Source organism: Cellvibrio sp. ATLC23, from assembly GCF_057196725.1.
On record NZ_JBXUOS010000018.1, the window covers coordinates 1 to 25414 of the forward strand.

General features: G+C 47.0%; 19 protein-coding genes. 15 read left to right on the forward strand and 4 right to left on the reverse strand.

Annotated features, from left to right (window positions below; translation table 11 throughout):
• Window positions 1-296: 296 nt before the first annotated feature.
• The 4 genes from AC2CG4_RS19795 to AC2CG4_RS19810 form a co-directional block, all read right to left on the reverse strand.
• Entirely contained in the window at window positions 297-1409 is a 1113-nt protein-coding gene (locus AC2CG4_RS19795; protein WP_484487909.1) for an NAD(P)/FAD-dependent oxidoreductase, read from the reverse strand.
• Complete coding sequence (locus tag AC2CG4_RS19800; protein ID WP_484487910.1) at window positions 1410-3260, reverse strand: LodA/GoxA family CTQ-dependent oxidase; 1851 nt, start codon at window positions 3258-3260, stop codon at window positions 1410-1412.
• Window positions 3261-3361: 101 nt separating this feature from the next.
• Window positions 3362-4897 (reverse strand): hypothetical protein, encoded by a 1536-nt coding sequence (locus AC2CG4_RS19805; protein WP_484487911.1) that lies wholly within the window; start codon window positions 4895-4897, stop codon window positions 3362-3364.
• A 3-nt stretch (window positions 4898-4900) separates the two neighbouring features.
• Entirely contained in the window at window positions 4901-6643 is a 1743-nt protein-coding gene (locus AC2CG4_RS19810) for a hypothetical protein (RefSeq protein ID WP_484487912.1), read from the reverse strand.
• 600 nt (window positions 6644-7243) lie between these two features.
• On the opposite strand from AC2CG4_RS19810, the gene AC2CG4_RS19815 reads away from it, so the two are divergent.
• From AC2CG4_RS19815 to AC2CG4_RS19885, 15 genes are all read left to right on the forward strand, one after another.
• Window positions 7244-7804, forward strand: a complete 561-nt coding sequence (locus AC2CG4_RS19815; protein ID WP_484487913.1) for a Pvc16 family protein — start codon at window positions 7244-7246, stop codon at window positions 7802-7804.
• 15 nt (window positions 7805-7819) lie between these two features.
• The gene (locus tag AC2CG4_RS19820) at window positions 7820-8629 is read left to right on the forward strand and encodes a hypothetical protein (RefSeq protein WP_484487914.1); all 810 of its coding nucleotides are present in this window, start codon (window positions 7820-7822) and stop codon (window positions 8627-8629) included.
• A 17-nt stretch (window positions 8630-8646) separates the two neighbouring features.
• Window positions 8647-10293 (forward strand): phage tail sheath family protein, encoded by a 1647-nt coding sequence (locus tag AC2CG4_RS19825; RefSeq protein WP_484487915.1) that lies wholly within the window; start codon window positions 8647-8649, stop codon window positions 10291-10293.
• Between the two features lie 163 nt (window positions 10294-10456).
• Window positions 10457-10915 carry a phage tail protein gene (locus AC2CG4_RS19830; protein WP_484487916.1) on the forward strand — a complete coding sequence of 153 codons (459 nt, stop codon included), beginning with the start codon at window positions 10457-10459 and terminating at the stop codon, window positions 10913-10915.
• 16 nt (window positions 10916-10931) lie between these two features.
• The gene (locus AC2CG4_RS19835; protein ID WP_484487917.1) at window positions 10932-11414 is read left to right on the forward strand and encodes a phage tail protein; all 483 of its coding nucleotides are present in this window, start codon (window positions 10932-10934) and stop codon (window positions 11412-11414) included.
• A gap of 38 nt (window positions 11415-11452) precedes the next feature.
• Window positions 11453-11620 carry a DUF5908 family protein gene (locus AC2CG4_RS19840; protein ID WP_484487918.1) on the forward strand — a complete coding sequence of 56 codons (168 nt, stop codon included), beginning with the start codon at window positions 11453-11455 and terminating at the stop codon, window positions 11618-11620.
• A 3-nt stretch (window positions 11621-11623) separates the two neighbouring features.
• Window positions 11624-12301 (forward strand): CIS tube protein, encoded by a 678-nt coding sequence (locus AC2CG4_RS19845; protein WP_484487919.1) that lies wholly within the window; start codon window positions 11624-11626, stop codon window positions 12299-12301.
• A gap of 4 nt (window positions 12302-12305) precedes the next feature.
• A complete protein-coding gene (gene vgrG / locus AC2CG4_RS19850) occupies window positions 12306-14096 on the forward strand; it encodes a type VI secretion system tip protein VgrG (protein WP_484487920.1) in 1791 nt (596 codons plus the stop codon).
• Between the two features lie 58 nt (window positions 14097-14154).
• Entirely contained in the window at window positions 14155-14445 is a 291-nt protein-coding gene (locus tag AC2CG4_RS19855) for a PAAR domain-containing protein (protein WP_484487921.1), read from the forward strand.
• 27 nt (window positions 14446-14472) lie between these two features.
• Window positions 14473-14880, forward strand: coding sequence for a GPW/gp25 family protein (locus AC2CG4_RS19860; protein ID WP_484487922.1), 408 nt, complete (start codon window positions 14473-14475; stop codon window positions 14878-14880).
• A 48-nt stretch (window positions 14881-14928) separates the two neighbouring features.
• The gene (locus tag AC2CG4_RS19865; RefSeq protein WP_484487923.1) at window positions 14929-18747 is read left to right on the forward strand and encodes a hypothetical protein; all 3819 of its coding nucleotides are present in this window, start codon (window positions 14929-14931) and stop codon (window positions 18745-18747) included.
• A gap of 12 nt (window positions 18748-18759) precedes the next feature.
• Window positions 18760-19542, forward strand: a complete 783-nt coding sequence (locus AC2CG4_RS19870; protein ID WP_484487924.1) for a hypothetical protein — start codon at window positions 18760-18762, stop codon at window positions 19540-19542.
• A gap of 54 nt (window positions 19543-19596) precedes the next feature.
• A complete protein-coding gene (locus tag AC2CG4_RS19875) occupies window positions 19597-19944 on the forward strand; it encodes a hypothetical protein (RefSeq protein ID WP_484487925.1) in 348 nt (115 codons plus the stop codon).
• On the forward strand, window positions 19941-22475 hold the full coding sequence (locus AC2CG4_RS19880) for a hypothetical protein (protein ID WP_484487926.1): 2535 nt from the start codon (window positions 19941-19943) through the stop codon (window positions 22473-22475). The genes AC2CG4_RS19875 and AC2CG4_RS19880 overlap by 4 nt, the downstream gene beginning before the upstream one ends.
• A gap of 3 nt (window positions 22476-22478) precedes the next feature.
• The coding region (locus AC2CG4_RS19885; protein WP_484487927.1) for a contractile injection system tape measure protein at window positions 22479-25414 on the forward strand (2936 nt) is incomplete at its 3' end.

Consider the following 25414-nt stretch of genomic DNA (forward strand, 5'->3'; position numbering starts at 1 on the left):
TTTTGCGCACTTGCGTGTTGTTTATTGTGGAGCATGCGAAGACGGGAATGTTAAATCTATTTTGCTGACCTGAAAATGGGTGCCCAAAGTAAAAACCAACTTCCGCTTTGGACACTTTACTGCCCTTAAAACCTGTTGCGGTTCGTAAACTCACCGGCGACCTACCTTGATTGTGCCATTGGTCAAAAATAGGCACCAACCTGTCGCAGCACATACGTTAACCCATCATCCACAGTAAACTCACTTCGCTACGCCGAATAAATCACAGCGCATTCAAGGTTAATGTTGCTAGGCGTTTAGTCGGGAAGTGGGAGTACACCTTCGCGCCGTTCGCGCCAAAAAGTTTCTGTCGCAAAACGGGCAGGCCCTTGGTAGGTGAGCTGTAGTTTGTTTTGGTAGTGGTTACTGATGGCGAGCAGCTCGTGTTTGAACTTGTTGAGGGCACTGGCATTGTGGCCGCAGCCTGCGTTGATTGCGGTGGCGGCGCTTTCGGCGGAAGCAAGGGCGTGGAATAAACCTTGGGATGATATTGGGTCGAAGGTGATGGCTGCATCGCCTATGGCGAGGAAGCCCGGCCCGGCTTTGTGCAAGTTGTTAATATCCAGCACCACGGTTCCCGCTGGGCGGCAATGTACGTCGGTGGGTTGCGCGTGCATCAATACTTCCGCGAGCAGCGGATGATGTCGCGCGTGCTCCAGCAATGTCTCTGAACTTTGCAATAGGTAGCGCTCGGGGTGTTTGGCATCGGTGTGATAGGCGAGTACGCGGTGGCCGCCGGGTACCCGGACGCAATACCACCAACCGTTCCGGTCAGCGACCAAGCGTGTGGTGGTGTCTTCGTCGTTTGCCGAGGATGCGAGAAAACTGTGGATGCACACCTGAGCGTCTTGCCGGGTGTGTGCAAGACCCAAGCGCCGCGCAAGGCTTGCCGAGCGACCACTGGCATCGACTAGCACGGGTGCAGTATGTAGAGCGCACTCCCCTTCTATTTCCACTGCCCAGTCGTCGTTCTTTCTGGATACTTGCACACTTTGGCAGCCATAACGGATAGCGGCGCCACGATGGAGCGCCGCGTTTAGCAGCATCCGCTCAAATTGTCGCCGGTTGATAATCCAACCCGGGCCTGCGGGATCCCGCAGGCTATCGCGCCAGACAGGTTGCGGGGTATCCCAGATGGCGAGGCTTGCGCCGCGCTCCAAATGATTGCCTGACAGGAATTCCGTCAACAAATCTAAACGCTGCAGGAGGACACTGGCGCCGCCGGGCAGTGATTCACCAATGCGCATGCCGGTTGCAGGCTGTGCCTGGCGCTCCAGCAGCAACACTTTTTTGGGCGCCAAACGCGCGGCGAGCGCTAGCCCCGCAGGGCCAGCTCCAAGGATGATGACATCCCATTGCTGCGCGGCCAATTAGGACTCTCGCCCCATCAGCAGCGCGCGTTGGGTCTTTATCGCCAGTGCTTGCTCGGTAGCATCCTGTTCCTTGCCACCGCGATCTTCTACCTGCATGACTGGTGGAAAATCCGGGTCGTTTTCGATCCCCGGCCGCACCTCGACAATGCCCATTTCCGGGAAGCGATCAATCATATTGGCGAGTTGCTGATCGTGCGGTCCGAGGGTGCGGTTCCAATCCGAGCGATTATTAAACGCTGCCAGCCGTTGTTCGCGGCTGAGTGATAGATCCTTCACCTGCTGGTAATTCTCTTCGCTCAATACCTGGTTTGGCACCCGCGCAGGCCAGAAGGTCGGCAGATAAGGGTCGTATTGCGGGTCATAACCCGAGCGGCAGCTGGCAGTGTCGGTTTGCCAGGGCACTGCCATCCAGCGGGTGATAGAACCGGGGAACTGCGCATAGAGTGGGCCGCTGTAGGACAAGGCCTCGGCGGACGTCAGCGTAGAACCATAGTCCGGTTCCGGGTTGGTGGCGGGGCGGTGACGCCAGCGGTAGGGCTCCATATACATAGTGGCGTGCCGCACTGGCCAGGTCATCTCGCAACCGGGATGGAAGGCGTCCGCCAGACAAAACTCCAGCGCGGCTTTGTCCAAATAGGCAGGTTGCTCCGCTAAAGGTACTTCATCCAGCGCGCCGTACGGCACATACCTTGGGTCATAATCAGCGACAAACTGTCCGCGTGCCCAGTAGTCGAGCTGTGCCAGTTGGGTGCTGGTGAGATAGTTCATTGCATTAGTGACGGGCGGCATCGGGATATCCATCGCATCGCCATACACCCAGGGCCAGGCCTTCATGGTCACATCGCCGGTGTCCGGATTGCGAAAGGCATTAGCAACAGTGCGGCGCAGTTCGGCATAGGTATCACCGGGCATCGCCAATTTGTGCAGATATTCCGGGGCGAGAAAATGCTGAGGCATACCATAGCCAAAACCGGCCGCAAAGCCCGCGTTCATCCATTGCAAATCACACATAGCTTTGAGAATGGGATAGATGTCGTCGCGAAAGGATGGGCAGGTCGGTGCCGGCAACTGACCTGCTCTAACGGCGACATCGGTCATCAATGCGTACATGGTGCGCACCGATTTTTGTTGCGGGCCGTAATTGGGTGGCGCCACTACCACCCAGGCAGGCATTACCTGCAAGGGTTGGCCGTGCAAGCTGACCTGCGCTGTCACCGGGCCATCGCCAGTGTCGTCGTACCAGCCCTCGTTATTGGCAAAAGTAGTAGGCGGTTTGCCATCGATGGAGGCAGATTGCCCCACACCGCCAAACACCCTTAGGCGCCCGTTTTTGTCCGTGCGCAGTTCTCCCAGCGCAACCTCTACATCAAAAAATTTACCGCCGGTGAAATGATAATCCGGGCCTTGCGTGGCGGGTTTTACAATGCTCCTCGCACCCGGGGTAATCGATAATTTATCGCGTCCGGTTTTGATGTTGGCATTGCGCCGAGTAGAAGATTTTGCGGTTGCGGCCTCGGGAATATCCAAGGCAATTTCAAAGTTGTACCAAGCAGCTTTGTGGTTGGCGAGCTCCACGGTCCATTCAATATCAGTGGTGTTGTCCATCACCAATTCACGCACTACTTCGCCTTTGGCGTTGTAGCCGTACACGCGAAATTCCGCTACCTCGCGTTTTAATGCGCCGGTTGCATCGCGATAAAAGCCCGGCGGTTGTGGGTAAGGATTAGGAACTTGTGGGCCTATATAAAAACCATCTTCTTTTTTGGAGTTCCCGACACGCGCTATGCCGATGGAAGGATGAATTTTGGCATAGACAATAGCGCTGTCGTCGAGCGGTTGAGTGATCATTAGTCGTTGTCCTTAAAAAGAAAAAAGATAAAAAAGGAATGATAAAAAAATAGAAAAAATTGCGCTGCGAATCCCCCAGCGAAGAATCCGCGCGCGATTTTCTATTTTTCTGTAGCCGTATTGGTTGCTGGTTTATTGGCGAAGCCGAAAATAAAACTGTAATCCGTGGCGTAGGATTTGCCGTCCAGTTGTAACTTTGCATCCTTTGCAACACTCGCATAGGCGTGGCATGAGAGGCAGTTAAAACCCTGTGCATAAGTTTCCAACATGGTATTGGCCACGGGAACTGTATTGAGCGAGGGCGTTTCACCGCTAATCGATAGAGGCGTAACCGGAGGGTTGCCCGGCGGCTCATTGTCATTTACCGCTGCCGATGACCAGAGCACATTCACCAATTGGTAGTGCGCAAACACCGAATCACTATTGGCATTGGCGATCATTTGTTGCGCGGCTCTATTGAGCGAAGCCACATGATTGCTGGTGGTATCTTTGATGGGAAAATCGCGGCTCACTCGCACTGGATACGCAGGGCAATTGCCGGTGTTATCCAAATAGTAAGCGGGCGATACATTGGCCGCGCAGGACGTTTGCGTAACTGCAATACCGTTCATCATTTTGGGTTTGCAAGCAGCGGGCACCGATTGCACAGTGCAACTATTGTTATAAAACGTGTAATCACCCTCCACAGTGCCATCGGTTTTTATCGCAGCCGTATCGGGGGCATTATCCTTATGTTCAAAGGTCGCCCAAATCCATTGCGGTTGCGATGCAGTTTTGTGAATGATGTGCATGCCAACCAGCGCTATCACGCTGGTGCTACAGCTTAGGCTCACCGGGTCATAAATAACCGCGCTACTGGTTTTATATCTGCTCCACTTGGGGTTTTGCGGATCGCTCACACTTAACCAGGCTGCTTTAATTTCCAAACCACCTTGCACATTGTTATGCCTCATAGGCATCACAATATTCTTGTGCTGCTTGATATGCTCGGCTTGCAGGTTGGCGTTATACAAACCATTAGCATTGATGTAGTCGTATTCACTTTTGCCCACCAAAATTTCGTAATACACCAGATTGCCATTTTTATCCGCCAGCCAATTGGGATTGTTGCCGGGAAATGCTTGGGATGCTTCTTCGGTCATATTAAAACTGCCGGGCATACGGCTCGCCTGCATCACTCGCAGCCCTTTTTCCTGCGCGATTTTTTTGCAGCTGGCCGGTGCATCTGGCTGTTGCCCCCAAGGCAAAGGTGGCTCTGCATTTGCGCGAAAAATAATTTTGCTGTTGGCGTAAGTTTCCCACACCGATGTTTGCGTTGTACCCGGTTCACCAAAATTCGCGGCAGGCACAGTTTTATCTGGCTGCCCTGCGCTACTTGCATCCACCTGCCAATTCAATCCAATAAAGGTTTGCCAAGCAAAACAATTTACTCCATCTTGCGATGTAATGGGTGTATCACCCGGCGTGTTGTAATTCACTGCCGGTGCATTCAAACACGGAAAAGTCACTGGGGCACTGCTGCTCGCTGTGGCTATAGGTGCGGGATTTTTTTCACCATCAACCGGCTGCGTTTTTGGTTTGCAACCTGCTGCTAATATCAGCGCCGCAACAAGAAATAAAAATTTTGAATTCATCATGGCTTAATTTCCTTTAGCGTTGACATACAACACACCCGGCAATGGCACAGGCATATCGCAGTTAGGATTGTGCAGCGTGACGCCTTTCAAACCTGGGCTTACACTCGCCGCCACTGCGATAGTGATGATGAAATTGAATTGACCATCACTGCTGGAACTTTTTCCCGCCGGGGTTCCCGAGCTGGTATCAATTGCGGTGATAGTGATGCTAATACCGGTTTCGCAATTGCCCTGCTCATCCCAAAACGCGATTTGCGCATCATTGAAATTATCATTGGCATAACTAGCTTGTAGCGCGAGCCCGGTCAGTGTTTGACCTTGATTAATTTGTAGTGGTAATTGTACAAACGGTGGGTAAGGATTTACTGCCTGCATGGCAAGCAATAGGTTATTGGCTAACAACATACTGACTTGTCCATTGGTATCTCCGGTCTTATCGCTCACCGGTGGTAAGAAAGTTTGCTGTGACTCGCCTGTCGCGGGAGTGATTGCAGTGCCTGCGAGGCACACATGAAAAGTATCGGCAATTTGTCCCGCGTAAGAAATCGGCACTGGCACTTGCGAGCTACCCGGCACTGCGTTGCCCAATAGAATGTCGCTAACGGTGTAACCCAACGCTTCGGGTACCGAAAATTCCGCGTGCAGAATCTGGTCGTAAGTTGTACCCGCTTGTTCGGCCGTGCGCCCGCGAATCACTTTATAAAATGTGCTGGCATCGGTGCCGTCAGGTGTTTTGTAACTGCTGAAATCTGGCCGTTGCAAATACAAACCGACCGGATTAGTCAGGGTAACTTTGACATTTAAATTTTTGACTAATTGATTCACTTGCAAACCAATATGTGGATCGCTATTGCGATAAGCGCGCCCATAAGCGCCGGCACATACCATGCGTTGCATATTGTATTGATCGGGCGGCAACTGACGCAGCAGTGTCGCCTGTGCCGCCAACATAATTTCTGCTCCAATTGTGTTGGGCGGGCTAGTCAAGTGCACGGCACCGCCAAAATTTTCTGTTGCGACAGTGCCGCGATTCCATTTATTTAGCGGATTATAAGCAGCACGACCGGTGCTGGGATCAATCGCAAAACCATTGCCATCGGTTGCAGGCAGCATCAAATCTTCCAGCACAACATTCGGGTTTACTAATTGCTGATAAAGTGCGAGCACTTTTTCCGGAGATACTTGCCAGAGGCTAAACCAATATTCGGGGTTCTCGCAGGTAAAAGAAATTTTAGTAATCTTACCCTGCTCATTACGCGTCACCGCCCACTCGCAGTATTCATCCAACCATCCACGCGGCCCTTGCGGATCGTAGTTCACCCATTCATCAATAGGTTGCTGCCAATTTAAATTCGGGCAGCGCTTGCTCGGAATAATAAAAGGTAATCCAGTTGGAAATGCATTGGACTGCGGAATATTGCCAAAATCGGCGATTGCATAAACCTGCGCACTACTCATGTTATACGGACTTTTTTCAGCCGCAGAAAAATAAATTTTTAATCGATTGGGAAACGCTGTCCAAAAAATGGGTTCAACTGGGTTGCTGGCGGGTATATCAATTGTCTTTGGATTCACATACCAATCACAAGGAGCTTGATAATTGACAGTCCAGGGATTGCTAACTAACGCCGCCTGAGTATAAGCATCAATCGCCAAATCCCAATATTGATTTAGCTGTTGCTGCAAAGCTGGGGAATCGCTGAAGTCTTGAATTAACGCAGGCGTAGAAAAAATAAAATGTGGCATATAAAATTCCTTGTACATCGACAAACAAATGGATGAAAAATAGTCGTGATGAACTGCTGATACAGCGATTCAATAAAAAATAATTAATCCTCATCCATGACGACAAGCAGAGAGTAAAGCATCTGAATTAAAATACGCCACCCGAAAATATTACATGGGATTACATCGAAATAATCCGTGAGCGAGTTTATGCGACAAGAAATAATAAAAAACCAGAGAGGAAAATTTTTAGCGATTGGTGACCGTGTGTTGTAATTTTTAATTCATTTTTCAGTTGCTGTTATTTACTTTGCGCAATCCAATGCCACTAGATTTATGTTGTTGCCGAAAACATATTGTCACGCACCAAGTGCAAATCAATACGATCCTGCATTTACCAATGCACATTTGGCAGGCGATAAAGATGATTTGTGCGCCACTTTTGTAGTATTCGACGCCTAAAGCATGAAAATAAAATATTTGGCGCATTATCCAACATTTTTGTTTTGTGAACGGGTAGGTATTTAAAAAAGAACAAGACGCAAAAAATTTTTGTGCTAACATCCCCAAAATCATAAATAACAATATATTTGTCAGGGGTGTGGATTGATTCAGGCTGCCATGAATCATTTAGCGACGCAGCTGAATGCTTATCTCAAGCGCACCAATAATCTCACTGAAGATATCGTCGTGGTATCCAGTTTAGTGGAGAGCGATGGCAGCGCGGCACCGCACACGAATAATAAATTAATTTTACTGCTGACCAATATTGAAAAAGACACTGTGCCGCAATCCGGTGCAGCGCGCGCCACCGGTTTTGATGGCCGTGCAATGGTTGGCAGTCGCTCTGTGTATTTAAATTTGTATGTGATGTTGGCGGCAAATTTCAGTGGTAGCAACTATGCTGAAGCACTGAAATTTATTTCCAAAGCTATCGCTTTTTTTCAGATGCAGCCGGTATTTGATAAACATTCAACACCGGATCTGGACTCTCGCATCGATAAACTCGTATTGGATATCGAGAACCTGAATATTCAGGATTTAAGTAATCTTTGGGGTTTATTGGGCGGGAAATACCTTCCCTCCGTGTATTACCGTGTACGTATGGTAACCGTCAATCCTGATAACGTAATTGCGCAATTGCCATTGGTTAGCAAACCGCAAGGCGATTTGCGCGGTTAATATGGGTCAACATTCATGGCACATTTCAAACCCATATTGACTCTGGCGGTTGAGCATCTTTTTTTTGCCGATGGCCGTTGTACCAATTTAATTTTTTCATCTACGCCCGCAACGCGGCGGGTAATGCAGCAATATCAATTATTAATGCGCAGTGAAGCGACGGGATTTTCGTTGATCGCCGATCAAGATTGTTCGGTAGCGTTTGATGAAGATGCGGTGCTGCGTTTTGAAGTATTCGCGCAGGATCCCTATTTTGGTTTTTATACGTTGGAAACACAAAATAAAAAATTGCCTTTGTATTACCACAGTAAAAATATTACAGCAGATAACACCAGCCTTGTATTGCACGAGGAACAAGCGGCAGAATTGTCAGATGCACGCGCTGCGCGTGCAAAACCTGGCGATAAAACCCCGCTGTTAATTGTAGATATAGATTTAAGCGGCGCTGAATTTGTGACTGCACGGGAAGCCGATAACCCCGTTATTCGCAGAATCCAATTCAACCCACGCGATATTTATTGGAAGTACTATTTTTTTGGCGAACTTGCGAAATTGGATTTGGAGATCCATGATTTAGGTTCGCAACAAGCGGTGATGTTTGACCCCAGCGATGAAGCTGTCGTCAAAAATGGCAAGGCGTTTATTTCGCAAATTCCCATTGCGATGAACAGTGCGCCAAAACAACGATTTCAACTGAAAGATAAAAGCAACGCAGGCAGAATCCTGATCAAGCGTTTACCCAACGCAGGAGTTAACTTGATCAGCAAGAGCATGGATCTCAGGGGGCAGCAAATCCTTGTTGCAGAAATTTATGTAAATCAATAGCACTTAAAGGAACAAATATGGCTGGCGCGTATAAAACTCCCGGCGTCTATATCCTCGAAAAAGACGCATTTCCCAACTCAGTTGTTGAGGTAGCGACCGCCGTTCCGGCGTTTGTTGGCTACACAGAGTTTGCCGATAACAAAGGTAAAAGCTTACTCAACAAACCTTGGCGCATCTCATCAATGGCTGAATTTATCAGCTACTTTGGCGGTCCACCGCCAGCCACATTTAGCCTTGCACGCAAGGGCAGTGCTGCACCGACACCTGTTGTATTTGCTGCTGCGCCAGGTGCATCGGAGGATGAAACCACCATTGCGACCGAAATTAATAACGCGCGTCAGGCCGTTGCTGCCATAGCCGGGGTGGATAAAAATCCTGATCCGTTTAGTGGTGACGATGAAGATTTTTCACTCGGTAAAGACGACAAATTCTTTCTTTCACTCGAAGGCTCTTACTATCTGCTCTATCGCAGCATGATGCTGTTCTTTCAAAATGGCGGCGGCGCTTGTTACATTGTCTCTGTGGGTCATTACAGCAGTGACATTGAAGAGGGTGATTTGTCGGCCGGCATTCAACTGCTGAAAAAAGAGCAAGAGCCAACGATGTTGGTGATTCCCGACGCGGTGTCATTGGCGCAAGCCGACTGCTACAAACTGCAGCAATCCATGGTCGCGCACTGCGGCTATGAAATGAAAAACCGTTTTGCGATTCTCGATATCTACGGCGGCTTTATGGATAACCGCGATAACGAATGTATCGATAATTTCCGCAATAAAATGGCCACTAACTTCCCTGCTTTTAGCGCCGTTTATTACCCTTGGGTCAATAGTTCGATTGTGCCTGTGTCTGAGTTGTCGTTCCGCAATATTCACGCTGACAGCCTGCCTGTGCTGGTAAGTTTGTTGACGAAAGAAGTGCGCGAGACGATTCCATCGTTGAAAAAACAAGAAAGTATCATTGCCGAAATCGCCAAGCTGCCAGATACGCCAACTAAAAGCAGTGCGGAAAACAATGAATTGCATAAAACCCTCAGCGCAGTTTGCCCGCTCTACAATAAAGTGCTCGCCGGTATTCAGCACAAATTAAATCTGTTGCCACCGAGCGCGGCGATGGCCGGTATTTACACCATGGTGGATAACACCCGCGGTGTGTGGAAAGCGCCAGCAAACGTTAGCTTGAGCGCAGTTGCATCGCCCACGGTGAATATCAATCACGAAGAGCAAGAAGACCTCAACGTAAATACCGCCGGTAAATCCGTTAATGCAATTCGCACCTTTATCGGTGAAGGCACGCTGGTATGGGGCGCACGCACACTTGATGGCAACAGTCTGGATTGGCGCTACGTGAATGTGCGCCGCACCATGATCATGTTGGAAGAGTCGGTAAAATTGGCGAGCAAGGCTTATGTGTTTGAGCCAAACGTTGCCAATACCTGGGTCACCATCAAAAGTATGATCGGCAATTTCCTCACCGGTGTCTGGAAGCGTGGTGGTCTTGCGGGTTCAAGCCCGGAAGATGCATTTAGTGTGCACGTAGGCTTGGGCGAAACCATGACTGCCGAAGATATTCTCGAAGGTATTTTGCGGGTAACGGTATTAGTTGCTTTAAGCCGTCCGGCAGAATTTATTGAGATTACCTTCCAGCAACAAATGCAAAAATCCTAAGGCGCCTGCCTTGGGTTCTTGCATAAATTGTTAAGCGAATACATTTGACGCGAGGTTGTTGCATTTCATTTGCTGATTTTATTTGCGGATAAATGCCCAGTGAATTCACTGCAAGGACTTTGCACATTTTTCCATCCATAGAAAAATTAAGGTAGAGATTACTATGGCAGAAGACGGTTCAACACAATCAGCCAATATTTGGCCCCTGCCCAAGTTTCACTTTGAAGTGAAGTGGGATTCCAATGTGATGTCCTTCCAGGAAGTGAGCGGATTGGACATTCAATCGGAAGAAATTAAATATCGCTCAGGTGATAGCAAGCAATTTTCTGTGATTAAAATGCCGGGCATGAAAAAATTCGGCAATGTAACCATGAAAAAAGGCGTGTTCAAAGGCGATAACAAATTTTGGGATTGGCTCAACCAAATCAAATTGAATACGATCAAACGCGTTCCCGTTACCATCAGTCTGCTTGATGAGAGCAGTGCTCCCACGATGGTGTGGACTTTGGCCAATGCTTGGCCGACCAAAATTTCGTCTACTGATTTGAAAGCAGAAGGCAATGAGGTTGCGATCGAGAGCATTGAAATTGTTCACGAAGGTTTAACTATTGCAAATGGTTAATGGTGTGCGCAGGTAAATGTCCATAGCATCTTCCCTGGATAGCGCAGAAGGCGGTTTATACCCGCCTTCTGCGTTTTATTTCAAAGTAGTTTTTGGCTCTAATAGCGATGGCGTTGACTCTTCCTTTCAGGACGTCTCGGGCATTTCCAGTGAGATGTCGACGGAGGATGTGTCCGAAGGTGGTGAGAATCGGTTTATCCATAAATTACCCACGGCGATCAAGCAGAGCAATCTGGAATTAAAGCGCGGGATTGCGCCTGCAGCGTCGCCTTTAGTGATTTGGTGTCGGGCGATAATGGAGGGCGACTTTATGCATCAGATTGTGCCCATATCCATTAGTGTTTATTTGCTCAATAGCAGCGCCGAGCCAATTCGCGGCTGGACTTTTGCCAATGCGTTTCCTATCAAGTGGGAAGTGGAGGCTTTTAACTCGACTAAAAATGAAGTTGCTATTGAAAAAATCGTGTTGAGTTACACCTACGCCAAGCGAATTCTATAACCTGAATTTTTGATTCAATACTTTGCGATAATTCCATCATGGCCATAGAAATTAGACAGCTACTGATTAAATCCAATGTGGTGGATGAAGAAGAAATTGCCCCGGTTGAAAATCGCGATGCCGCGAATGCCAATATAAAACAAGAAGTATTGAGCGAATGTCGCCGCTTAATTGTAGAAATGCTCAGCGATAAAGGGCAGCGGTAGATCATGACACTGGCTAATGGGACAAAAATAAAACTCAAAATTTCGCCCTGCGATGTCAATGACGGCGTTGCTACGGTGAATGGCGATACACCATTTGAAGCGCTGATTAACCCGGCGGGCTACAGCCATAGTTCATCAATTGTCTACGCGGAAAACCAGGCGCTTGGGCCGGGCAGCGAAAAAAAATACAGCAAATCCAAGCCCGATAAAATTGAATTCAAAGAGCTGGTATTAGATGGTACCGGAGTAGTTGAAGGGACTAGCAGCAGTGTACGTGCACAAGTTGCACTATTACGCAAAGTGGCTTATGAGTACAAAGGCTCGGAACATGAACCGCCGGTAGTCGAAGTTTCCTGGGGGCCGTTATTATTTAAAGCGCGCATGGAAGCTCTGAAAGTGAATTACACCTTATTCAAGCCCAGCGGTGAACCGCTGCGCGCAAAAATGGATTTAGTTTTTACTGCCTATAAAAGCACGGAAGAAGTATTTCGCAGCGCGAGCTTGGAGTCTCCCGATTTAACCCATTTAGTAGAAGTTAAAGCGGGTGATACCTTGCCCATGCTCTGCTATCAAATTTATAAAGACAGCTCTTATTATCTTGCTGTTGCGCGCCTCAACCAGCTGCACAATTTTCGACAGTTGCAACCTGGCCAATTGCTGCGTTTTCCTCCGCTGGTGTAATACGATGGCCAATTCTCCCCTTCTGAATAGCGACGGTGTTGTCAGTTACGCCATTTTGTGTGATGGCACCGCGATTGCCACCACGATTGAATTAGTGTCGATCGAAATCCAACTTGCTGCTAATCGTATCAACACCGCAATACTGGTATTAAATGACGGCGATATGCCTAATGGCGCATTTCCGGTCAGTGATACGGCGACTTTTAAACCGGGTAGCGAAATAAAAATCCAATTGGGTTACGACCAGGATTTAGTAGATGTATTCAGCGGTGTCATTATCAAACACTCGATAAAAATTAGCGGTAACAATGCTTCACGTCTGGTTATCGAGTGTAAAGACAAGGCGCTTGCGATGACAGTTGGGCGCAAAAATGCCAACTATGTCGATAAAAAAGACAGCGATATTATTACGCAGCTAATTGGCAATTACGCAGCACTTACCGCCGATGTAAGCGCGACGACAACACAACATAAAGAGCTGGTGCAATTTTACTGTAGCGATTGGGATTTTATGCTCGCGCGGGCAGAAGCTAATGGGTTGTTGGTGATTCTTGATGCGGGCACGGTCAGTGTCAAAGCGCCTGCGGTCAGCAGTGCCGCAGTCTTGTCGCTCACATACGGTATCGATATTATCGATTTCAGTGCAGATCTGGATGCGCGTCATCAACTCCAAAAAGTGACCGGCAACGCCTGGGATCTCGCCACACTCGCAGTCCAGCAAAGTGAAGCGACCAGCGCATCACTTAATACGCAAGGCAATATCACCTCGGCGACACTAGCGGATGTTTTAGGGCTGAGTGATTTTCGTTTGCAGAGTACCGTGCCGCTGGAATCTGAATTTCTCTCCACCTGGGCCAAAGCGCAGCAGCTCAAATCGGGGCTTGCCCGTATTCGCGGTCATGTGAGTTTTCAAGGCAGCGCGTTGGTCAAGCCGGGCACTATTATTGAATTAGCCGGTGTAGGTGAACGTTTTAATGGCAATATTTTTGTCAGCAGCGTCAGTCACTCAGTGAGTGATGGCAATTGGCTTACGCGTGCCGAATTTGGCATGTCGCCCAATTGGTTTACTGAAACCCACGAAACTATGGCACGCCCAGCAGCGGGTTTGACTTCTGGCGTCAGTGGTTTGCATATTGGGATAGTAAAAAAACTCGATGCTGATCCTGAGAGCCAGCATCGTGTGCAGGTTTCCATTCCGGAAATGAGTGCGGCCACCGACGAGTTTTGGGCGCGGCTCGCCAACTTCTACAGCTCCAATAGTTTCGGCGCATTTTTTATTCCAGAAGTTGGCGATGAAGTAGTGTTGGGATTTTTTAATGATGACCCATCACACCCTGTCATTCTTGGCAGTCTCTACAGCAGTAAAAATGCCCCACCCTATAGTCTGGCAGCAGAAAATAATACCAAAGCCATTGTCACTCGCACCAAGATGAAAATGGAATTCGATGAAGAGAAAAAAATCATCACCATCATCACGCCCGGCACCAATAAAATTGTCATTAGTGACGATGGCAAATCAATTTTATTGCAAGATCAAAATAACAATAAGGTCACTCTCGATTCGGCCGGTATCACCCTTGATAGCCCTAAGGATATTACGCTAAAGGCACAAGGGAAAATTGTGATGCAAGCAACTCAAAATATTGAAGCCACCGCGCAGATGGATATCAAACAAACCGGATTAAATATCACCAGCACTGCCAATGTCGGTTTTACGGCGAAAGGCAGTGCAACCGCAGAAGTATCTGCGTCCGGCACCACCACCATCAAAGGCGCGATGGTGATGATTAACTAATTTTTAAACCCGCAATAAAAGAGACATAAATCGTTATTGCCAAAAAGGAAATTAAACCATGCCACCTGCAGCACGAATTACCGATATGCACGCATGCCCGATGGTGACCGGCATAGTACCTCACGTAGGCGGCCCCATTAGTGGCCCCTGTGTGCCTACAGTATTAATTGGCAGTTTGCCTGCTGCCGTAGTGGGCGATATGTGTGTGTGCGTCGGCCCACCCGACTCGATTGTGAAAGGGTCTGCGACGGTCATGATTAGCGGCAAACCCGCAGCGCGTATGGGCGACACTACCGCCCATGGCGGCAATATTGTTTTGGGTCTGCCAACTGTGATGATTGGCGGCTAATTCGATTAACACACACAGATTTCGGCTATGAGTAATAAATCATTTTTAGGAACCGGTTGGAGTTTTCCACCGCAGTTCACCAGCAAAGGATTGGCAATGGTCAGTGCAGAACAGGATATTCATGAAAGTCTGTTGATTTTGTTATCAACCACACCGGGTGAAAGGATAATGCAACCTATTTATGGTTGCGGTTTAAAAGCGCATGTTTTTGATACGCTCAATGAAGGTAGTTTTGCGGTGATGCGCGATACGGTTGAGAAAGCAATCTTATTTTTTGAACCTCGCGTTATTGTCGAACGCATTGATGTGAGCGATGACGATTATCGCGAAGGAAAAGTACAAATTCACGTTCACTACCGGGTACGTGCGACGAACAACCGCTACAACTTGGTGTATCCGTTTTATTTTAATGAAGGCAGCAATGTCTCTGCATAATGTCTTTTTGCACAATTACCCACATTTGTGTTGGGAGCGAATTCGCCGATGAGCGATACGCATACTGCGCCAACAGGGTTGCCGCTCCAGCTGCATGTCCGCGATGGCATGAGTCGGCAGCGCCGCTATTTACCTGCGCTTGAACAACACTATTTTAATGTCGATGAGATGACCTTTGCGCAACTGCTGACGCAGCTGCAAGATTACGCGCGCTTGGTGAAAGTACCTGGCGTGACATTTTCGCCGGAAGATATTGAACAAATCCTGTTTGCACGGGATGAAATTGTGGTGATGGCGCAGATACTAGCACTCAATATCGATGATTTGGAGCAGCGTTTTAACGCGCGCTTGCAACAAGAGATTGGCACTGAAGAATGGGCGTTAACTGAAGCGCAAAATCCAGCCTCAGTATTGGGTTTGGCGCGCACACTAGACCGCTGGTTGTGTCTGATAAAACACCCACAGAGTAGCGCAGGTGAAAATCTGTATGGTTTGATTGAAAGCGTTATTCTCGGGTTGGCCAAAGAACTGTATCGCGTGCATGGTGTCATGCCAGAGCGAGTCAAACAATCGCAGTATTTTTCCTCGCACTTTATGCATTTGATTACTGCAGGCGAGCAACCGAGTGAAACACGCGAACGTGATAATGCCAATAAACATATTGAATTAAATATTCGTTCACTTTATGTCTCGCTGTTGAAAGCAGTCGATATGATACAGGCCAGTGCCCGGCAACTATTGCCGGAGTCCATGCACAGTAAAAATCACGATCCAGCACTGGCGCTGCGCATTGCTTTTATTACGCTCTACCAAAAACTGCAACACCGGTTAAATCGTTTTACGCTGGATTTTATCGATTTCTATTTCACCCAAATATTGCAGGCAAAAACTCGCCCAATCCAGCCCGACAGTGTGTATTTGGTATTTCAGCCTGGTGCGAAAGAGCGCGATATTCGCTTGCCCAAAGGCACTGAGTTTTTTGCTGGTATCGATAGTGCTAGCCGCGATATTGTTTATGCCTCTGATGATGAGGTGATTATTAATGATGCTCAGGTAGAACAGCTCTACAGTTTATTCTTTCCGCGCGTTAAGCTCGATTTACGCGCGCCTGCAACTGCGCGTAATAGCGTGGAAAAAAATCAAAAATCCCCTTCCCGTACCAGTGTTTCCCTGGCAGATGGCTGTTGGCTTAATGTCATCAATGCCCAACCCAAAGCAGATAAAAAAACACGCGATAAATTTACCGCCCAACCTTTTTTTGGTGCAGCGCGCAATCTCACTAATAGTGATGGTCGTGCGAGTGATGCAGCAATGAGCGCCCGCCTCGGATTTGCTGTGGCGAGCAACGTACTATTACTGCGTGAGGGACAACGGCATATTACCGTTGAATTGGCATTCGAAGATATTACCCGCCAGCCGTGGAGTAAGCTTAATAATATCCTGCGCTATTTACCCAATATCAAAGATAATATTGCTGATGATAAAGCAAAGTTTTTTGCATATTTCAGCAAACTATTTCAACTTAGCCTGACGACGGCGGAAGGTTGGTTGGATATTGCGGAATATAAACCGGCCTACAGCGCTATCGATGCCAGTATCAAACCTAATGCCGTGCGCCTAAGCTTTCTGTTGCCGGAAAATACCCCCGCCATTAGCGGATATCAAACGCAAGTGCATGGCGATCCACTTACTACTGTGCTACCAGTATTACGTTTTACGCTAAAAGAAAATTACCTGCAGTATCCTTACGACATTCTGAAACAGTTAGTGCTTAAAGAAGTGCGCATTCAGGTCGATGTAAAAGGCTGCCATGATTTGTTGTTGCACAATAATATTGGCCAGCTTTCACCGCTCGCCCCTTTTACTCCTTTTGGCCCCATGCCGGACGTAGGCTCCTATTTTATCGTTGGTCACGAAGAGACACGCAGCAAACAGTTAAGCTCATTGAGTGTGGATGTTGAATGGAGTAGTTTGCCGATCAACGCTGGAGGATTTAGCAGTTGGTATCGCAATTACTTACACCCGAAAGATAACCATTTATTTGTTGCCAGTGTCAGCGTATTAGCCGATGGCCGCTGGCAGCCAGCGGGTGTCGATAACAATCAAACTCTGTTTAACTTTCCATTAAAAAATGGGACTGCACATTTAGTTACCACTAAAACCCTATCGGCCAATAGTGCGATTCCGTTTTATAAAGCGCAGGATCAATACCAGGCCAAGCGTACTTTTACCTATTCGCCGCTAACCCGCTCCGGGCTATTTAAATTTACCCTGCAAGGGCCACTAGGGGCATTTGGTCATCGCGAGTATCCCAACTTACTTGCGGAAGTATTGACCCACAACACCCGGGTAAAACACCCGCGTTTTGCGCGGCCAATTCCCAATCCACCCTATACACCGGAAATCAGCGCGATACGTTTGAATTATTCTGCCGTGTCGATATTGACCCTATCTGACACCGGGCGTGAAGATGATCCCTGCTACAAAGATCAATTTTTTCATTTGCATCCACTGGGCTGGGAAGCCATATCGCCACTGCGCCATCCGCGGTTGTATTTGCTGCCGCAATATCCTGATGATGGCTCGCTCTTTATCGGCATTGCAGCAAGTCCAATTCAACAGCTAAGTCTATTTTTCCATTTGCAAAATAATTCTTTGCCGCTGAGTGATGAATTGTTGGCGCAGGCGCGTCGCGAAGGCCGCAGCGGATCGCTCACCCCGGCTGCTTTGGTCAGCTGGTCATACTTGAGCGACAATCAGTGGAAGTCACTTAATCCACGTCATATTTTGAGCGATTCCACCGAGGGTTTTATGACCTCCGGCATAATCACCCTGACCATGCCGGACAAAATAACTGCTGCCAACAGTATTATGCCCGGCGGATTGTATTGGTTAAAAATCAGTGCCAACCAAGCGCTAACGCATTTCAGTGACTTGTTTTCTGTTTATGCGCAAGCGGTAAAAGTTACTTGGCGTTCAGGTACGCACCCCCCGGCTGAGCAACCCATGCAACTTCCGCCGGATACGATTAAACGCCCGCGTCAGACAATTGCCGGAATTACCGGTATCAGCCAGATCACCGGCTCTTTTGGTGGCGTGCCTGCAGAAAATCTTGCTCATTTACGCACTCGTATCAGCGAGCGTTTGCGTCACAAAAATCGGGCACTAACTCCGCTCGATTACGAAATGTTAATTTTGGAAAAATTTCCACAAATATATAAAGTGAAATGTTTTGCCAATTTGTGTACTGATCCACAAGCTCCGGTTAGCCCCGGACATTTATTGATTATTCCGATTCCACATCACCAGGCTACTGAAGAACAAGGTTTTAAACCTTATTTTGACGGCCACTTAATGTTATCCATTAAAGAATTTATCGCGCCCTTAACACCGCAGTTGGTACAGCTGACGGTAGAAAATCCAGTCTATGAAGAAATACAGGTGCGCTGTGCGGTGCAATTTAAAAAAGGCCTGCATATAGGTCGGCATCAAAACCTATTGAACCAGGCGTTATGCGATTACCTGTCACCTTGGAGTGAACAAGGCAACAGAGTACATTTTGGGTGGAGTGTAAACGAACAAGAAGTGAAATCATTTATTCACAACCTGCATTACGTTGAACACGTTACCGATTTTTCTTTGTTGCGGATTGCACCGCAAGGTGAGGGACTATTTATTCTGGACGACACCGGCAGCGTAGAAGGCGACGAGAAATACCGCCAGACTTTAAAGCCAACTTACCCTTGGAGTACGGCGGTACCTTTGCCGCACCACTATCTAGATACACTGGATCAGCATCGCCAGATTGACGCCCTGCGCACGGGTGTTGATGAACTGGAAGTGGGCAGTACTTTCATCATTCCCTAATAGGCAAGCACGATGGAAAAATTAGATAGAAACGCGCTGAAAAATAAATTCAAGAAAGGAAAAATGCCATCAGAGCAGGATTTTTCCAACCTGATCGATTCAATGGTCAACATTCTTGAGGAGGGCTTTGATAAAACCAGCCGCGATGGTTTAAAAATTTCCCAGCTGATGGGCTCGGGTAGATTATTCAGTTTCTATAAAAATATCGCGGTGGAAAGTCCGCAGTGGTTTCTCGAACTGAGCACCAATGAAAATAAACTGCATTTTGGCACCCCTAATTGTCCACGCGTATTAAGCCTTTACAGTCATAGTGATGATAGTCAAGGCAATTTGCGTGTGGCGGTAGGTATTAATAAAGAAAACCCGCAGACCACTCTCGATGTTGAAGGCACTATCGCCTGTACTGGGCGTATGGGCAAAGTCGGTGAGATGGCCGTGCCAGCCGATGGCGACTGGCATGACATTACCAGTGCGCTAACTGGCTGTGAGGCGTTTGAAGTAATGGCTGGAGTGGGCGGTCAGGATGCCGATGGAAAATATGCGCTGTTGCACGCCATAGCGTTGAACACATTTAATGGCAAAAGTAGTATCAATACTCAGGATGCGCATTTTGGTAATAAATGTAACCGCATTGAATTGCGTTGGCAGCCGGTACCGGAGCAAGGGCAGTTTCATTTTAAATTACAAATGCGCGTGCAGTGCTCTTACGGCAAAAGTATCTGGATTAAATATCACTTGGCGCGCCTGTGGTTTGATCCTCTGATGTTGGACAGCAGCCAAGCGCCCAACAAATAAATTGTATTAAACAGACGTTAATTTAATTCTATTAATAATGCATGAGCGACCAAAATGACTGAATCCTGTGCGCGAGAATTACATTTTTACCTGACGCTGGAACAGAGTAGCTTGATTCTGGAGGCATTGGTTGAGCAGCCGTTTAAGCAAGTGTTTGAAATAATTGGCCAATTAAATCATCAGGCACAACAATTTTATCAAACCGGAGCCGAGCGCAGCGCACCAGCACTTTTTATCATTAGCGCTGTAGATTTTAGTATTTGTATCAAAGCGTTGGGTGAGTTGCCCTATAACCGTGTGTGCCAACTGGTTAATTATTTGCATCAACAATTACAAACTCAACAGGCCGATTCAAGCAACAAGAACACGACACAGATAACTGCGCGAGAATCGCATCAATGAATTCGTCTGATGTCATTTCGCGTCTGCAAGAAGACCCGGATGGTCTCGACTTTGCAAATTTGCGTGCAGAGGGTATTGCGCGCGTACAGGAACTTGCGGGCAATATTTGGACGGATTACAACCTGCATGATCCAGGCGTCACCATTTTGGAACAATTGTGTTTTGGTTTAAGTGAACTAGCCTATCAAACCAATGTGCCGGTGGCCGATTATCTTGCCAATGAGCGTGGGCTGATTGATTTTAACCAATACGCGCTATACAAACCGCAAGACATTTTTCCTACTCGACCAGTGACGGCAGAAGATTACTGCAAACGTTTACTGGATGAAGTCCCTGAACTAGATGCCGTTACTCTTACTACGCTTGATCCTCCTGCGGATTATGGCGCTTGTTTATATCAAATTGCGATTAAGCTATTAGAGCCGTTGACGGGGCCTGCGTATAGCGATGAACAAAAACAACAAATAATGCAAAAAGTGCAGCGTGTTTTTGTCAAGAATCGCAATCTGGGCGAAGATCTTGCAAGTGTCCGGATTGAGCAGAGCGAAGCCTGTTTTTTAAAAGGTGTGATTGAAACCACAGGTAAACGCAACCCTGCGGCAATTTATGCCGATGTTTTTTTTCAGGTCGCGCGCAAAATTTCGTCCAATATTCGAATAGATCGTTACGAAACGCTGGTACAACAAAAAATGGATCTGGCGGATATTTTCTCCGGCCCGTTAACTCGCCATGGCTATATCCACAGTGAAGATCTCAATACCTATAACAGTACTACATCATTAGATGAGCTCAGCGGGTTGGTAGCACAAATCGAGGGGGTGAAAAAGGTCTATCGTCTGGAATTGGTCGATAGTACAGGTAAGCTTTTAAATAGCCACGCGTTTGATCAAAAATCGTTTTTTCTTAAATTCCCGGAAAATGTTACGCAACAGCAATGGCTTAATATTGATTTTAACCCCGGAAAAACGACTGATCCGGCAGGTGTGGTAAAAGCGCGTGGAGACACCATTGATATCCTCATGGAGGAGGCGCGACGTGCATTAGAAAAATTGGAATTTGAATACCGCGCATTCCGCACCAACAAAACTAATGCTGCCAATTTTTATTCCCTACCGCAGGGGCGACCACACAATGATGCGGACTATTATTCCATTCAACATCATTTTCCCAATGTCTATGGCATTAATGCTGCGGGTGTACCGGGTGGAGAGTCGGCTACGCGCAATATGCAGGCGCAACAACTTAAATCTTATCTTTATCCATTTGAACAACTGCTAGCCAATATGCTTGCGCATATCCAGAATCTGCAACAGCTGTTCAGTTTAAATGAACAGCCTAATCACAGCTATTTTGCCCAGTACCTCGACAATCATCACATCCCGAATTTTATAGAGCTTTACGCGGACACCAATATTGATCTGGCGGAAATTCAAGCGGTGCAGGCCCGTCATGATCAGGCTTGTGATCGCAAAAGTCGTGCGCTGGACACACTACTTGCACTTTATGGGGAAGAGTTTTCGCAGGACGCACTTTTACATTTCAATTATTATCATCAAGAGCAGCCGGATTATTGGGCGATCGACAACAAAATTCGCTATCTATTGCATTTAGTTGAAATCAGTAACAGCCGTTCGGGTGCATTTGATACCAGCACAGCTCACTGGCAATCGAGTAATCTTGGAAGTCTGCACAAAAAAATCAATATCCTGCTCGGTATTCAACAGCTGGATAGCCTCGTGCATTTATCGCAAAGTTTTGCCGCTAATCAAATAAATTTGGTTGATGATAAAACGATTTTTGAGCGCACCGATACGGGAGAAATAAACAACATTGGGCAGCAACTGGTTCCTGCGCTAAAAGTAAAACAGCAGCAGAAATTACAGCAGTGGAATTACACCCCGAACAAAAGCCTCACCTTAAGCCCAGCGATGATGTGCGAGGGGACAAGTATAGATGCTTATCGTTTGCGCCCACAGGCGCAAGGCGATCTGGTTGACGTGTATTTCTATTCACAAGCACATCAGCGCGCAGCATCACTAAAGAAATCGATGGAGCGAGATCAAGCTATTGCTTATGTACATAAATTCAAAAAAATAATTACCGATATCAATGCAAGTTCAGAGGGATTTTATCTACTTGAACATATTCTGTTACGGCCTCGCGGAGAAACAAAAAAAGCTGAGGAAGATCAAACTGCAGTTGCAGATGACTATTACCACTGCCGCCTAAGCTTTATCTTTCCGCTATGGACTGCGCGATTTGCCAATCCGGCATTTCGCCAGTTTGCTGAAAAAACCATTGCCAATCACTTACCCGCCCATCTATTTCCTCAGGTCTATTGGCTGAGCTTGCGTGACATGGAGAGCTTTGAACGCTACTACCAGCCATGGCTGGATGCACTGCATCAATATGAACAACAAAAATTGAACGCGGATATCAGTAGCGCCACTACAAAATCGCTTGATCGAGCAGCACAACGATTGCGCACATGGCTTGAGCAAAAAACCCCTTCTGCAGCTTACTGGATCTAAGTCATGCAAACTGAGCATCGCATTGATGAGTTGATTGTTGATCTTTCGTTTAACACGACCAGGCTTGCTCGTCATGAAACTGCACTGCTCAGTGAGTGGCTCAGGGAAGATTTGTTACCCGCGTTGGACAATCTTTTTTCGCACTATGCTCCTGGCAAACAAATACTACGATTTGAAACGCTGGAATTTAATTTAGGTAATCTTACCAGCCGTAATTATCAACAAACGATTCGTGAACAACTGCTAATTCAGTTCGCGCAGCTATTGCAAACGCAATTATTGGCTGTGATTCCAGAGTCTAAGCGCTTAACCGCAGACCGCTTGAATGGTGATAGTGGACAGGGTCACTTAGCGCTACAACAACTATTAAGGTATCTCGCAACCGGACAACTAGCTGCTCATTATCCAAGTGATTTTACCTCGCTTGAATCGCGACAAAATAAGCAAAGCAGAGCAGAAATTAAATCAGCTCTTCATGGACAATTGTTAGATGCAGTGATTGCACAACACAATATTGCCGATCTATTGCGTGAGTTGCCGCAGCGCGATGCGCTTATCCAGCGGTTACTGACACAATTTTCAGTAATACAGCGGATGGAATTATTGCGCCAACTGGCACCACAGCACGTGCAATGGGTGATTGCCTTACTCGATTTACTGCACTTTTTTGAAAATAATAGTCAAGCAAAAGGTGTTCAATTATTGGATGAACAAGCAATAAGATTGCAGCAAAGCGTTTGGCAGGCGCTGTTACAGCTCGGATTGACGCAACCTAACGCTAATGAACAGGTTTGGATAAATGATATTTTGCCGCGGTTGGCGAGCACACTATCGTTAAGTGAAATTCAACTGCGTCAGGATTTGGCAACACTTGCACTGCCAGTTAATAATACGGAATTATTAAACCTGCAAGTACAGATTGCGAAGTCGCTGCAGGCGAGTAATCTGGCGGAAGGCAAGGTGGAAATTCCGCTGCAAATAATTCCCGCTCAATCGGATGCCAGACAGAATCAATCAAGTGGCGATGACATACCAACAGGTAGCTCCCAACAGACTCAGGACCAATGGCGTCAACTACTGGCTGCAGCATGGATTCGCGCCGATGCACAACAATTACAGAAATTCTGGCCACAACTAATAGCACATGAACAAGCATTATTATTGGCATCGATCCAGCATTATTTGCCACAGGCTGAAATTCGCCAACAATTAATGTTGCGCTTACCCCTTAGTTTACAGATTGACATAGTTGCCCTGCTGGCGCCTTCGTTAAAGAATACTTTTCATCGTTTACAACAACAGGCGGCCCAGCTAAGTAACTATATTGCTGTGCAAATAGAGCCATTTCCGACAACAGCAACTGCAAACAAAAAAAATAATGACAATAACCAATCTGATCCACAATCAGCGGAATTGGTCGCTCGTCAACTATGGGAAATTTCTCTTGGTCTGATATTGAATAACAAGTCAAAAAATATAAATTCTGAAATATCTAGCCATGTCTTTTTAAAGGATTTGGCAAAACGTTATGCAGAACTACACAATCTGGAAAGCACCGCCTTACATCAAATATTTGAACAATTCGTACTTGATCATAAAAAAGAAAATATACTGGAGAACGAAAATTTCTCTCGCCAAGATAAACAAGCTAATAGTACAGAGTTAACAGGAATTGCTCACTCATCAGCAAAGGAGGCCGCAAACCATAACAGCGCTCCATTAGAGACGACACTCCCTACCGCGACTGCTGGGGAGGACAAATATCCTTTGGTTGGCGATAACCTAATCACTATTAGTGATCATCAATTATTTGATCTGTGTTTACGTTTAAAAAGCGGTTCCCAAGCGTGGTCCTCACTTGCTCTTGAGGTGGCTTTATTGAAACGTTTGATTAGTAGCTATATACGTCTCGGGCACAGCGCGACCGGTGAAAATTGTGCTGACTTCGTTGCGGCTATAAATAACCACGCGCAATCCAGTCATGTACCCTCTGCGTTTTATCTTGCGGTATTACAGGCATTGATCTCCGATCAATTGATTGATCTTGAGTTGATTGCACAACAGATACCATCTAATGCAATGGCGTTAGCCGATAAAAATAACAATCTTTCAACCAGTGAAAATACTGAAATCGCAAAGGAACTAAACTCTATAAAAAATCAGCAGAAAATTTCACAAGGAACTACAGCTGCTGGTACTACAGAAATAAATAATATGGCCGCCATTGCGCAGGCTCTTTTATCAAACCGACAACCATCAGTTCTATTACAAGCGTTAGAATTCGATAAACTGCAATGGCAACAATTAACCATTGCAGTGATTCAGCAGGCACCATTTTTTGATCAAGAAGCGCGGGCAGAACTGACGGCTGCAAGTCAAACACCGATCAGCCAACTAGTAAATCCGGCGGCATATTACCAAGCCATTATTACGGCGATTATCGAACGGCAACCGTTTGATTTGGAGGCGATTGCGATAATAGCGAAAGACGATAACGCACAGTCAGAAGAAAATAGTTCATACAAAGATACTGCAGAGCCAGCAGAGAAAAATATTATTTACGATCGCAATCAAGAAATGGCTCAACCCGCAACAAAGACGGGCATGCAAAACCCAGCGCGAACCACTACCGTCGATGTTGGGCAAATATCTATTCAAGACTCTGCAAAAGTCACATCCGAATCAGTTGCTGAACAAACGCTAGACATTGCTCAACAAGCGACAGAAATTGAAAAGCCTATGCGCACCAGCGCACTAGAAACAACACAAGTCACTGCGCTACACACAACCGAGCCAGTTGCTGAACAGTATTTGCAGCAAGAGATTGCTGGTACTGAACAAAGGCTAGAAATTGCTCAACAAGCGACAGAAATTGAAAAGCCTATGCGCACTAGCGCACTAGAAACAACACCAACAACTGGGCAACACACAACCGAGCT